The 12,190-nt window shown below is 73.1% G+C and carries 10 protein-coding genes and 1 pseudogene; 6 read left to right on the top strand and 5 right to left on the bottom strand.

Translation table 11 applies throughout. The annotated features are described in order from the left end of the window. The first annotated feature begins 52 nt into the window (after nt 1-52). Nucleotides 53-409: a N,N-dimethylformamidase alpha subunit family protein gene (locus LWC33_RS23525; protein ID WP_233306621.1), complete on the top strand. Its 357-nt coding sequence runs from the start codon at nt 53-55 to the stop codon at nt 407-409. After that, the gene (locus tag LWC33_RS23530) at nt 406-2,661 is read left to right on the top strand and encodes a N,N-dimethylformamidase beta subunit family domain-containing protein (protein WP_233306622.1); all 2,256 of its coding nucleotides are present in this window, start codon (nt 406-408) and stop codon (nt 2,659-2,661) included. The genes LWC33_RS23525 and LWC33_RS23530 overlap by 4 nt, the downstream gene beginning before the upstream one ends. Nucleotides 2,662-2,663: 2 nt before the next feature. Here LWC33_RS23530 and LWC33_RS23535 read toward each other — a convergent pair whose 3' ends face one another. Genes LWC33_RS23535 through LWC33_RS23550 form a run of 4 tightly spaced genes read right to left on the bottom strand, consistent with a single transcriptional unit; the run spans nt 2,664 to nt 7,570 of the window. Beyond that, nucleotides 2,664-3,662, bottom strand: coding sequence for a helix-turn-helix transcriptional regulator (locus tag LWC33_RS23535; RefSeq protein WP_233306623.1), 999 nt, complete (start codon nt 3,660-3,662; stop codon nt 2,664-2,666). A 31-nt stretch (nt 3,663-3,693) separates the two neighbouring features. Continuing rightward, on the bottom strand, nt 3,694-4,173 hold the full coding sequence (locus LWC33_RS23540; protein WP_233306624.1) for a hypothetical protein: 480 nt from the start codon (nt 4,171-4,173) through the stop codon (nt 3,694-3,696). Next, nucleotides 4,173-6,122, bottom strand: a complete 1,950-nt coding sequence (locus LWC33_RS23545; RefSeq protein WP_233306625.1) for a primary-amine oxidase — start codon at nt 6,120-6,122, stop codon at nt 4,173-4,175. The genes LWC33_RS23540 and LWC33_RS23545 overlap by 1 nt, the downstream gene beginning before the upstream one ends. Before the next feature lie 14 nt (nt 6,123-6,136). After that, complete coding sequence (locus LWC33_RS23550; protein ID WP_233306626.1) at nt 6,137-7,570, bottom strand: APC family permease; 1,434 nt, start codon at nt 7,568-7,570, stop codon at nt 6,137-6,139. Between the two features lie 200 nt (nt 7,571-7,770). On the opposite strand from LWC33_RS23550, the gene LWC33_RS23555 reads away from it, so the two are divergent. The 3 genes from LWC33_RS23555 to LWC33_RS23565 all read left to right on the top strand — a co-directional run bounded on the left by LWC33_RS23555 (nt 7,771) and on the right by LWC33_RS23565 (nt 11,123). Further along, entirely contained in the window at nt 7,771-9,225 is a 1,455-nt protein-coding gene (locus LWC33_RS23555) for an APC family permease (protein WP_233306627.1), read from the top strand. Further along, a complete protein-coding gene (locus LWC33_RS23560; protein WP_233306628.1) occupies nt 9,222-9,968 on the top strand; it encodes an IclR family transcriptional regulator in 747 nt (248 codons plus the stop codon). The genes LWC33_RS23555 and LWC33_RS23560 overlap by 4 nt, the downstream gene beginning before the upstream one ends. Nucleotides 9,969-10,067: 99 nt before the next feature. Beyond that, the gene (locus LWC33_RS23565) at nt 10,068-11,123 is read left to right on the top strand and encodes a TIGR03086 family metal-binding protein (RefSeq protein ID WP_233306629.1); all 1,056 of its coding nucleotides are present in this window, start codon (nt 10,068-10,070) and stop codon (nt 11,121-11,123) included. Between the two features lie 27 nt (nt 11,124-11,150). On the opposite strand, the gene LWC33_RS23570 is transcribed toward LWC33_RS23565, so the two are convergent. Then, nucleotides 11,151-11,858, bottom strand: a complete 708-nt coding sequence (locus tag LWC33_RS23570; protein WP_233306630.1) for a TetR/AcrR family transcriptional regulator — start codon at nt 11,856-11,858, stop codon at nt 11,151-11,153. A gap of 106 nt (nt 11,859-11,964) precedes the next feature. Between LWC33_RS23570 and LWC33_RS23575 the strand changes: the two are divergent. Next, nucleotides 11,965-12,190, top strand: a pseudogene (locus LWC33_RS23575) (AMP-binding protein); the annotation flags it as partial.

Consider the following 12,190-nt stretch of genomic DNA (forward strand, 5'->3'; position numbering starts at 1 on the left):
CGTCCCGCCCGCCGGTTTGCTGACGAACCACCACCACGGGAAGGCGGTTCGGATGCGGGACAGGCAGCTGGAGGTCTACGGCCTCTTCGAGCGGCGGGCGACCGAGCGGTCGGTGTCGCTACTCAGCGACGAGGTGATCGCGGAGCACGAGGCCAACCCGGCAGGGCCGCACAGCGACGCGTTGCAGCGGGTGCTGCGGCAGATGCGGCGGGCGCCGGTTGCCGGGAAGCTCGTGATCGTCGCGGTGCGTCCGTGGGAGGAGTATCGGCTGGCGGCTCTGACGGGGGTGCACGGCGAGGCCCCCGAGGTGCTCGACGACGGGCCCTTCGCCACCGAGGAGGAGGCGATGCACGCCGTGTTCCTGCGGCGCGCCGCCGAGCTGCGGGCGAGCGCGGAAGGGGTGGCGTGACGGTGCACGTTCCCCGGCCCACCGTGACCGGCTACGCCGACCGCTTCTCGGTCGCGCCCGACGACACGATCGAGTTCAAGGTCAGCTGCGACGAGCCGGGGGAGTTCCGCGCCGAGGTCGTCCGGCTGCGCAACGGCGACACCAACCCGGCCGGCCCCGGCTTCCGGGAGTCGGTGGTCGACACCCCCGTCACGGGCACCTACCCGGCCCGCCACCAGCAGATCCGCACCGGCTCGGCGGTCGTCGTGCCCGACGGCGGGCGCCTGGCGCTGGGCGAGTCCGGCGCCGTGCATGTCTTCGTCCAGCCGACCACGCCGGGGAAGGGGCCCCAGGCCTTCGTCTCGCGCTGGGCCGAGGACCGCGGCTGGTGGCTCGGCCTCGTCGACGGCCGGGTGACCCTGCGCCTGGGCGACGGGACGACCGTCCACGAGACGGTCGCCGACGTCCCTCTCGCCCCCTGGATCTGGTACTCGGTGACGGCCAGTTGGAGTGATGGCGACACGGTGGTCACCGCGACCCCCACCCTGACCTCGACGAACAGTCTCTGGAGCCCCGCGGTCGGGCTGGCCGCGCCGACCACCGGAGCGGACGCGGGCGCCCCGACCCCGGCGAGCCCCGACGTCGACACGGTGCTGGCCGGGACCGCCGCCTTCGCCGATCACCTCAACGGCAAGCTCGACTCCCCGTCCGTCTACGGGCGCGCCCTGACCGAGGAGGAGCGCGCCGCGTCGGCCCGCGGCGAGAGCCCGGCTGATCCGCTGGCGCACTGGGACTTCGCCGCCGACATCGGTCGGCAGGGCGTGCCGTCGGACGTCTACAGCGATCGCGGTCCGCACGGCCTGCACGGCCGGGGCCACAACGCCCCGTACCGTGCCATGACCGGTCGGAACTGGACCGGCGAGGAGGAGAACTACCGCCACGCGCCCGAGCAGTACGGCGCCGTCCACTTCACCGACGACGCGCTGGAGGACGCCGGCTGGGAGACCGACGTCCGGTTCACCGTCCCGGACGACCTCCCCAGCGCCGTCTACGCGCTGCGGATCACCCTCGGCGACACCGTGGACCACATCCCGTTCTGGGTGCTGCCACCGCGCGGCACGGCCACCGCGAAGATCCTGCTGCTCTTCCCCACCGCGAGCTACCTGGCTTATGCCAACGACCACATCGTCCCTGACGTCCCCGTGGCCCAGTCGATCCTCGGCCACACCTCGGTCTTCGCCGCGCCCGACCTGAAGCTCCTCGAGCACCCCGAGTACGGCCTGTCGACCTACGACCACCACTCCGACGGCAGCGGCGTCGGGCACACCAGCCGGCTCCGGCCGATCCTCACGATGCGCCCCGGGCATCGGCACAGCACCGGCTCGCTCTGGCAGTTCCCGGCCGACCTGCACCTCGTGGACTGGCTGCACGGGGTCGGCGCGGAGTTCGACGTGGCCACCGACGAGGACCTCGACCGCGAGGGCGCCGCGCTGCTCGGGCGCTACCAGGTCGTCCTCACCGGGACCCACCCCGAGTACTACTCCGCACGGATGCTCGACGCCTGGGAGACCTACCTGGGCGCGGGCGGTCGCGGGATGTACATGGGCGGCAACGGCTTCTACTGGGTCGTCGCGTTCCACCCGGACAAGCCGCACCTGATGGAGGTCCGCAAGGGCGAGGCCGGCTGCCGCGCCTGGCAGGCCCGGCCGGGTGAGCTCCACATGGCCTTCACCCCGGAGCGCGGCGGGATCTGGCGCAACCGCGGCCGGAGCCCGCAGAAGCTCTTCGGCGTCGGGTTCACCACCGAGGGCATGGACCACTCCTCGGCCTACGACACCCTGCAGGACTTCGCGGACCCGCGGGCCGGCTTCCTCACCGCGGGCCTGGAAGGGACGACCGTGCTCGGCGACCACGGGCTCGTCGGCAACGGCGCGGCCGGGCACGAGTGCGACCGCTACGACCTCACCCTCGGCACCCCGCCGAACGCGCTGCTGCTCGCCACCAGCGCCGGCCGGCACTCGGACAACTACCCGCTCGTCGCCGAGGACATCTACTTCCCCTTCGACGGCCTGGGCGGCACGGACAACTTCCAGGTCAGGGCGGACGTCGTCTACCTGACGACGGCGAACGGCGGGGGCGTGTTCTCCACGGGCTCCATCGCCTGGGCCGGCAGCCTCGCGACGAACGCCTACGACAACGACGTCTCCCGCCTCACGCGCAACGTGCTGGAGCGCTTCGCCGACCCGGAGCCGTTGGAACCGCTGAAGATCTGAGGTCACGCCTCCGGGAGCAGCCGCAGGCCCTGCTCGACCGCGAGCCGGGCCGCGGCCACCCGGCAGCCCACGCGCAGCTTGCCGAGCACGTGCTCGACGTGGTGCGCCGTGGTGCGGGTGCTGATCCCGAGCCGGCGGGCGATGGTCGCGTTGGCCAGCCCGTCGGCCAGCAGCGTCAGCACCTCGGCCTCGCGGTACGACAACCCGGGGGCAGCATCCGGAGGGCGGGCCGCCACGAGGGTGCCGTCCTCGATCGCCACGAGCTGTAGCGGGACCCAGCCCATCGGCCCCGGGGCCAGGAACCGCGCTTGCGGCGGGTCCGGCCGACCGCGACGCCAGCGGACGATCCGGGCCACGAGGTCGTCGTCGAGACCGGGCAGGCGGTCCCGGCCGGGCACGGCTGCGATCCGGCCGTCGGGTCCGACGACGGCGGCGGGTCCCTCGATGCCGCCGCCGTCCAGCAGGGTGAGCAGCCGGCGGGACAGGTCGGTCGCCGCGGCCAGCACCGGCGCGGCGTGGTGCAGGGCCGCTGTCAGCTCCGGGGCGGGACGATCGGGCTCGTCCGTGCTGAGGTGCAGGTCGCCCGTGTACCGGCCGTCGTCGCCGACGAGCCGGGCGGTCGCCCCGCCCGCGAACCCCGCCGGACGGAAGACCATCGTCGCGGACCGGGTGTCCGCGTACGCCTCGGGTCCCTCCACGTCGCACCATGCCCGCGCCCGCCGCCGCGGTTCGCGGACCAGCAGGCGGTAGCCGACGTCGTCGACCAGGAAGGCCGGTGAGGTCAGGAAGTCGAGGAGCTCGGGCCGGTAGCCGGTGGAGCCGAGGACGACGTGCCCGCCGCGCACCGGATCCACGGCCACCAGTGCGGCGGCCGCGGTCGGGACCTGCGCACACAGCGCCTCGAGCACGGCGTCGGCCACGTTGCCCGAGGTCGGCCGTGCCGCGGCGGCCAGCCCGAAGGCGATCCGGAAGGCCGCCGAATCGTCGAGCGCTCCGGACATCGGCATCACCCTCCAGGCGGGCCGGACCTGCTCAGATCATGGTGAGGAAGGTGGTCGCCATCGCCCCGCTCATGACGAGGTGGGCGACGGGTTCCAGGCGGATCCCCGGATGTGAGACGGCCGCGAGCCACCGCCCGCTCCGGACCGCGAAGTAGCCGGTCAGGGCCAGGCAGGCGGCGGCAAGGGCGAGGCCGTCGTGCACGTCGGCGACCAGCGGCATCGCCACCATCGCACACCCGGCGACGCAGCTGTGGACGATCTCGCCGCCCTCGCCCCGCCGTCGTCCGGCCAGGGTGAACAGGCAGGAGACGGCGGCGAGGACGGCGGACAGGACGAGCTGGCCGGCGGCCATGGCGCACATCGCGAGCGCCATGCCGCCGTGCCCCAGCGCGCCGTGGCGGTGCGCCGGGGCGTCCGGTCGATCGGGCCGGGCGGCGCGGGCCAGGAAGACGGCCGCGGCGAGCAGGCACGCCGCGCCGACGACCGCCTCCCACCAGCCCGCGCCGTGCATCACTCGGCCTCGCGCTCCTTGCCGGGGCCGTGCACCAGGCCGTTCTCCTTGCCGCCGTGGCAGTGGGCGTTGGTGGAGGCCGGGACGTCGAGCGCGGGGTTGCGGTCGAAGAAGCCCGACGGCTTGAGCGTGAAGCCGGAGTAGTCGACCGGCATGATCGGCCAGTCCTCCGGGCGCGGGAAGTGCGTGAGCCCGAAGGTGTGCCACACGACGATGTCCTCGCCGTCGACCGGCCGGTCGGCCTGCACCCAGGCCGGCAGCCCGGCGCCGCCCGGGTTCTGGTTCACGAAGTCGCCGGCGGGGTAGCGCTCGGCCGGGTCGTACTGCGTGACCCACAGCGCCTTGGCGGCGAAGGCGGCACGGGACCGGATGACCGACGCGTCGTCGGCCAGCAGGGTCGGCTGGCCCTCCGGGTGCAGGGTGTACCCGACGGGCTGGCCCAGCGCGTTCGTCTTCTCGGTGTTGATGATGTGCCAGACCCGGCCGGTGGAGGCGTTCGCGTCGCGCTGGGCGTCGGACTCCCGGGACAGGCGCCTCACGCTGCGGCGGAACGCGTTGCCGTAGGGGTTGCCCTCGCCCATCGGGACCCGGGCGGCCTCGATCTCCTCGACGGCGTTGGGTCCGCCGTCGACGGTCATGTCCAGCCGGGCGGAGAACAGGTGCTGGTGGAACGGGGCGCCGAGGCCGGGCGCGATCTCGGTGGCGTACTCGCCGGGCGTGCCCGAGGTGAACACGATGCCGGTCGCCTTGCACTCCAGCTCGATGGTGCCGTCGAGGTAGAGGTACCAGTAGAAGCCGTAGTCGTAGTTGCCGATCGGCGTGAAGAACGAGATCACGAGGCGGCGCTGGCGGCGGGTCTCGCGGGACCCGGTGAACATGTCCGAGTGCTTCCAGAGGACGCCGTAGTCCTCCTCGTGCATGCAGATCGCATTCTGGATCGTCTGCGGGTTGCCGAGGTCGTCGGCGACCACGGCGTCGGTGTAGAGGATGTCGCCGAGGCAGTCGCAGCCCAGCTGCAGCGAGTCGGCGTAGCGGGCGAACATGTACTCGCCGCAGTCGAAGTAGTTCTGCCAGAAGCGCACCGGCGACGGGTCGGCGTACGGCACCACCATCTCGGCGACGGACGCGCGGTAGCAGATCGGGCGGCCGCCGAAGGCGATCTGGTGCAGGGTCAGGCCCTCGCGCTCGTTGAACCCGATGCGCAGGTCCCACTTGCCCCAGCGGACGTGCCCGTCCTCCACGGTGAACGAGCGGCCCTCGGGCTGGGTGATCTCGATCGGCTTGAGGTCGAGCGGCGGGCCCTGGACCTCGGGGTCGTCGAAGTTCCCGGTCGTCTCGGGCACGGGGTGCTCGGCGTGGTCGACGACGCGGTCCACGCTGCGGGCGGTCAGGTCGACGTAGGCCACGAGCCCGTCGATCGGGTGCGCCCACGGGTGGTCCTTCTCGTGGTCCTGGCGGAAGCCGAAGGCCCGCACCACGCGGCGGCCCGGGGTCTCCGGGTAGTCGTCGAAGGCGCCGGCGGACAGCGGGACCGCGCGGACCTGCGCCGGGTCGATGCCGCGGCGCTCGAGGGCCGCGCGCCACTCGGCGGCGCCGTTGAGGATGTCCTCGATCATCTCGAACTCGGTGTCGATGATCGGCGGCTGGCCGTCGCGCGGCGGGTCGAGCTCCCGGGTCGAGACGACCGAGCGGGAGTCGCTGGACACCACGACGTCCCAGGAGCGGCCGGTGGCGATGTCGAGCAGCACCACGCGGAACCGGCGGTCAGTCGGGCCGCCGGCGAGGACCTCGGCCTTCGGCGGCTCCTCCGGCGCGAAGAAGGTGTAGCGGACGGTCTCGCCCAGCAGCCCGGCGTCGAGCAGGACCTCGCGGACGGTGCGGACCTCCGCCTCGCTCGTCATGGCGAGCGCGTGGGTGCGGTTCTCGGTGCGGTCTTCGATGGTGGTCATCGGAGGTTCTCCTCTCAGGCCGCGTCGGCGGCAGGGGCGGGGGCGGTGGCCGGGACGGAGCCGGGCGCGGTGCGCAGGCGGGACCAGACGACGCCGAAGACGAAGGCGAGCACGAGGACGGCGCCGATGCCGAGGGCCAGCGCGCCCGAGCCGCCGATCAGCGTCGGGAAGTTCGAGACGGTCAGGACGAGGCAGGCGAGGAGGCCGATCAGCCCGAGGGCGGGCGCCACCAGGGTGTTCCACAGCCGGCTGTCGACACGGCTGCGGCGGAAGTACACGAGCACCGCGGCGCAGGTCAGCGTCATCAACGCGAGCACCCCGAGGGTCGCGGTGCCGGCCATCCACGCGAAGACCTGGGTCACCGGGTCCATGCCGGCGATCGCGAAGATCACCAGGAACGCGACGGCGACGACGGTCTGGGTCAGCGAGGCGACGTGCGGCGAGGAGTGCCGCGGGTGGCTGCGTCCCACCGCCGGGGGCAGCGCGCCGGCGTTGCCGAGCGAGAAGTAGTAGCGGGCCAGCACGTTGTGGAAGGACAGCGCGGCGGCGAACAGGCTGGTCATCAGCAGCACCTGGGCGATGTCGCCGCCGGCCGGCCCGATGGTGTTCGTGATCGTCGTGATGATCATGTTGCCGGGGTCGTCGCCGGCCGCCTGGACCGCCGCGGCGTCGCCCCACGCGGACACGACGGCCCAGCTCGAGAGCGTGTAGAAGACGCCGATCAGCAGCAGCGCGGTGTAGGTCGCCCGCGGGATGGTGCGCTGCGGGTCGCGGGCCTCGTCACGGAAGACCGCGGTGGCCTCGAACCCGATGAACGACGCGATGGCGAACATGATCGCGATCCCCAGCGAGCCGGACACGAACTGCGGGACCTTCACGAACGCGGTCGACAGGTGCTGGCCCTGGCCGACGACGACGGCGTCGAACACCAGCACGATCGCGACCTCGGCGATCAGCAGGAGGCCGAGCACCTTGCCGGACAGCTCGATGTGCCGGTACCCGAGCAGCCCGACGACCCCGGCCACGACCAGCGACCACACCCACCACGGCAGCGCGGGTCCGCCCCAGTGCTCGACCAGGGCGTCGATCACCGCGCCGATGTAGCCGAACACCGCCAGCTGCACGGCCGCGTAGGTGACCAGCGCGAGGAAGGCGGAGCCGAGACCGAGGCGCTTGCCGAGCCCCTTCTGCACGTAGGCGTAGAAGGCGCCGGCGTTCGGGACGTGGCGGCTCATCGCACAGAACCCGACCGCGAACAGCAGCAGGATCCCCATGCAGAGGGCGAACGTGGTGGGGAAGGCGGCGCCGTTGCCCGCGGACAGGCCCAGCGGAACGGTGCCGGCGATGACGGTCAGCGGCGCGGCGGCGGCGACGACCATGAACACGATCGACCCCACGCCCAGCCTGCCGGTGAGGGTGTGTGGTCGTTCCGATCCCGTGACGCTCATGTGCGGGTCTCCATTGACTCGGAAGAGTGATGACGAACACCGTGAGGGGCTGCGCCGCGTGAGTCAAAGCACGTTCTCATTCGGGACGGGAGACGGTCCGGCGGTTCTCATTCGACCCGTCGATGCTGGTCATCGCCGTGCAGGCGGTGGTTACCATTCCCCACCTACGCTCGGGGCCGTGCGTGGGAGAGGGGCGTCGGATGCGCGATGACGTGCGCTTGCGGTTGCGCAGCCGGTCACCGGTCGAGGGACTGGAACGACGCCGGCTGGGCCCGCTCGAGGTGTTCGCCCAGTCGGTCTCGGGGGCCGCCCCGTCGGCCGCGATGGCCGCCACGCCGGCGATCGTCGCCGTGTCCGCGGGGCACGGGACGGTCTGGTCGTTCGTCATCGCGACCGTGCTGGCGCTGCTGGTCGCGGGCTGCATCGCCCGGTTCACCCGGCGCATGGCCGCGTCCGGCGGGCTCTACAGCCTGACCGCGAAGGGGCTCACCCCGGCCGGGGCCTACGCCAGCGCGCTGGCCTCGCTGCTCGGGTACGGGTTGCTGGCCGCCGGCGCCCTGGTCGGCGCCACGCTCTACCTCCAGGCCCTGTTCGACGACCTGTGGGCCGCGGGCGGCGGGCGCGTCGGCGCCGCGGTGGTGATGGCGGTGATCGGGCTCGGCACCGGGGTGCTGGTGCTGCGCGGCGCCCGGCTCTCGGCACGGGTCGTGCTGCTGGCCGAGAGCATCTCGATCACCCTGATGCTGATCGTGTTCTCGCTGCTCCTCGCCGGGGGACCGGCCGCGGATGCGGCGCCCACCGAGGCGACGGCGATGCCGTCCCCCGGGATCGGCGGGATCGTCGCCGGCGTGCTGCCGGCCCTGGCCGCCTTCATCGGGTTCGAGATCGCCACCTCGCTCGGCACGGAGGTGCGGCGGCCCTTCCGCAGCGTGCCGCGTGCCGTCGGGCTGACCGCGGCGCTGGCCGGGGTGCTGTACGTCTTCGCCGCCCAGGTCCAGGTCTTCGGCTTCTCCGCCACCCCGGGCGGCCTCGCGGGTCAGGCCGAGCCGGTGGTCGCGCTCGCCGCGGTCAAGGGCTGGGGCTGGTTGCCGGTGCTCCTCGACCTCGGGCTGGTCATGTCCTTCGTGGCCTGCGGCCTGGCCACAGCGACGGCGTTGGCCCGGGTGCTGTTCTCGCTCTCCCGCGACGGGGTGGCCCCGCGGGCGTTCGGCCGCACCCACCGCCGCTTCCGGACCCCGCACCTCGCGGTCCTCGCGTCCGTGCCCGTGACGACCGGGGTGCCGGTGGTGCTGCTCGCCGTCGGCGTGCCCCTCCCGGCGGTCCTGGTCACGGTGCTGACCCTCGCGGCGTGCGGCTTCTTGCTCGCCTACCTGCTGGTCTGTGCGGCGGCGCCGGTGTTCCTGCACCGGATCGGCGAGCTGACCTGGCCGGCGGTCGCCGTCAGCGCGGTGATCGTGCCGATCCTGCTGGTCGTGCTGGTGGCGTTCGTGGTGACGCGGCCGCTGTCGGGTGCCCTGCTCGGCGGGCTCGCGGTGCTCGGCGCGGCCGGGTACCTGATGCTGCGCCGGCGGCGGCCGGAGGCCCTCGCCGGCATCGGGGTGTACGACGAGACGACCACCGCCGACGTCCTCTTCCCCCACCGCGGCGCGGCATGACCGCACCCATCCCGCTCTCCGGGCGGCAGCCGAAGGCGGTTCGCAGCGCGTTGCACGTGCTGGAGGAGATCGTCTCCGCGGGCCCCGGCGTCACGGCCAAGGAGATCTCCGAGTCGCTCGCGATGCCGCAGGCCACGACCTACCGGATCCTCAACCTGTTGGTCGCCGAGGAGTATTTGGTCCGGCTGCCCGACCTGAGCGGCTTCGCCCTCGGGCGCCGGGCGGCTCGGCTCGCCCTGCCCGCGGCGACCACGCTGACCACCGCGGCCCGCGCGGTGGTCGACCACATGCGGGGGCAGACCCGGTGGGGCGTGCACGTCGCCTCCTACGCGGCCGAGCAGATCTCGCTCGTCGACCCCGATCCCGACCATCCCGCCCCCGACGCCGGCGCGCTGGCACGGTTCCCGTACGCGTTCGCGCTGGGTCGGCTGCTGCTGGCCGAGCAGGCGGACTGGCGGGCGCTGGTGCGCGACGTCCGCCCGTTCACGGCCCGCACGGTGACGTCGGAACCGGAGCTGGACCGGACGTTGAAGGCGGTCGCACGCGACGGCCTGGCCCGCCAGTGCGGCGAGTTCCGGGAGGACCGGGGCTGCATCGCCGTGCCGATCCGCGGGCCGCGGGACGGCCGGCTCGTCGCCGGGATCGCCCTGGCCGGCCCGACCGCCCGGATCGCGGAGCCGAACGAGGAGATCATCGCGGTCCTGCGCGACCACGCCGCGCGGCTCGCGCCGCTGCTGGCCTGACCGGCTTGGCAAGGGTCGTCAAGTACGTAGCCCGGAGGCCGGGGTGAGGGCCCCCGGCGCGAGTACCTTGCGTGGCCCGCAGGAACAGGGAGGTGCGGCATGAGCGACGCCAAGCAACTCGAGGCCACGAGGGTCGTCCACGCGCCGGCGGCGCGCGTCTTCGCGATCCTCGCGGACCCGCGCCGGCACGAGGCGATCGACGGCTCCGGAATGCTGCGGGGCACCGACAGCGGTCCGATCACCGCGGCCGTGCAGGTGTTCGCGATGAACATGCACCACGACGGCCTCGGTGACTATCGCGCGTTCAACACCGTCACCGAGTTCGAACCGGGCGTGGTGCTGGGCTGGGCGCCTGGGCTGGACCCCGACTGCGAGGTGGCGGAGAAGCTCGCGGGGATCACGACCGGCGGGCACACGTACACCTACCGCCTCCGCGAGGTCGCCGCCGGCACCGAGGTCACCGAGATCTACGACTGGTCCGGCGTGCAGGACCCGCAGTTCGAGGCCTTCTGCCCCATGGTGAGCCGTGAGCAGCTCGCCGGCAGCCTCGAGCGGCTCGCGCGCGCTGTCGAGGGCGGGCCGGGCGACGGTCCGGACCCGATCACGGCGCTCGAACGGGCCTACGAGCAGATGGCCAGGTATGTCGCCGGACTCGACCCGGACCGGCTGTCCGCAGCCACCCCGTGCGCGGGGTGGGACGTCCGCGCGCTGCTCAACCACGTCCTCGCCGCGGCGCGGGAGTTCACGCTCGTCAACCGCGGGCAGTCCGCCGGCCCGGCCGCACTCGACCTGCTGTCCGGGGCACAGGACCTCATGAGGGGCGATCCGTCCGGCGCGCTCACCGCCGCCGCGAAGGAGAACCTCGAGTCGTGGCGCAGGCCTGGCGCGTTGGACGGCGAGCGAACCTACTCGTTCGGGACGTTCCCGGCCCCGGCGGGATTGATGATCAATCTCGACGAGGTGGTCGTGCACGGGTGGGACCTGGCGAAGGCCACGGGGCAGGACGCGAGCATCGATCCCGGTGTTGCCGAGATCCTCCACGCCTTCTACCGCTCGGTTCCCCTCGATCACGCCCGGGCCGTCGGGTTCTTCGCCCCGGAGATCCCGGTGCCGGAGTCGGCGCCCGTCACCGACCGGCTGGGACGGCAGCCCTGACGGGTCCAGCGGCCGTTCACGGACGGCTCAGGGGGTGGTCGGGAGCAGGTCGCCGTCGGTGGGGGCGTCGCCGGCGCTCCGGCCCGGGGCCTTCCGGACGGTCTCGATCGCCGCGGTGATGACGTCGTCCAGGTCCGTGGCGGCGCCGTCGGGGACCAGGCCGGCGAGGACGTTGTGGGCGAAGAGCCCGGCGATGTCCTCGACGGTCTGCGGTCCCTCCGGCCGGTACCAGGTCCAGGCGTAGTTGCACATGCCGAAGACCTGCAGCGCGGTCATCTGCGGGTCCGGGGTGTGCAGCAGCTCCTGCTCCACCCCGGCGCGCAGGATGTCGACGACGATCTCGGTGTAGCGCACCCGCTGCTTGCGGACGTAGTCGGTGAGGTCGCCGTCGAAGTACCGGACGAGCTCGCGCAGGCAGGCCAGGCTCGCGGCGCGGTCGTCGCGGTGTGCGGCGAGCAGCGCGTAGATCATCGCGACGAGCCGGCTCACCGGGTCGCCGAGGTGGGCGTGCACGAAGTCCGCCTCGGCGAAGCGCCGTGAGAAGTAGGCGACGTGCACCTCGCGCAGCAGGGCTTCCTTGTTGCCGAAGTGGTGGACGATCGTGCCCTTGCTCAGGTTCAGCTCGGCGGCGACGTCGCCGAGGCTGGTGTCCGCGTACCCGCGGTCGGCGACGTGCTCGGCGAAGACACGCAGGATCGCGTCCCGGGAGCTCGCCCGCGGGCTCCGTCCTGGCATCCGCTCACTATAGGGACAGGTCGCCCGCGCGGAACCTCTTGCTGACCGTACGAGCGGTCAGTTAAGTTGCGTCATCGCCCTGGCGCCGCTGCCACGAGGAGCCCACATGAGTGCTGCCGCCCCTGCCGTCCCCTCCTACGCCTCCGGGACGTCGGACGTCCCGTTGTTGGGCGACACGATCGGCGACAACCTGGACCGCACCGTCGCCGCGGACCCCGACCGCGAGGCGCTGGTCGAGGTGCCGAGCGGGCGCCGGTGGACCTACGGAGAGTTCCGCGCCGACGTCGACGCCCTGGCGTTGGGGTTGTTGGGCGCGGGGGTGGTCAAGGGGG

The sequence above is a fragment of the Pseudonocardia terrae genome (assembly GCF_021343995.1).
Classification (GTDB): domain Bacteria; phylum Actinomycetota; class Actinomycetes; order Mycobacteriales; family Pseudonocardiaceae; genus Pseudonocardia; species Pseudonocardia terrae.

Bases quoted from the DNA above. Each gene is read 5' to 3' on its own strand.
- LWC33_RS23525 (WP_233306621.1), top strand. From the start codon at position 53: ATGCGGGACAGGCAGCTGGAGGTCTACGGCCTCTTCGAGCGGCGGGCG.
- LWC33_RS23535 (WP_233306623.1), bottom strand. From the start codon at position 3,662: ATGTCCGGAGCGCTCGACGATTCGGCGGCCTTCCGGATCGCCTTCGGG.
- LWC33_RS23540 (WP_233306624.1), bottom strand. From the start codon at position 4,173: ATGCACGGCGCGGGCTGGTGGGAGGCGGTCGTCGGCGCGGCGTGCCTG.
- LWC33_RS23545 (WP_233306625.1), bottom strand. From the start codon at position 6,122: ATGACCACCATCGAAGACCGCACCGAGAACCGCACCCACGCGCTCGCC.
- LWC33_RS23550 (WP_233306626.1), bottom strand. From the start codon at position 7,570: ATGAGCGTCACGGGATCGGAACGACCACACACCCTCACCGGCAGGCTG.
- LWC33_RS23555 (WP_233306627.1), top strand. From the start codon at position 7,771: ATGCGCGATGACGTGCGCTTGCGGTTGCGCAGCCGGTCACCGGTCGAG.
- LWC33_RS23560 (WP_233306628.1), top strand. From the start codon at position 9,222: ATGACCGCACCCATCCCGCTCTCCGGGCGGCAGCCGAAGGCGGTTCGC.
- LWC33_RS23565 (WP_233306629.1), top strand. From the start codon at position 10,068: ATGAGCGACGCCAAGCAACTCGAGGCCACGAGGGTCGTCCACGCGCCG.
- LWC33_RS23570 (WP_233306630.1), bottom strand. From the start codon at position 11,858: ATGCCAGGACGGAGCCCGCGGGCGAGCTCCCGGGACGCGATCCTGCGT.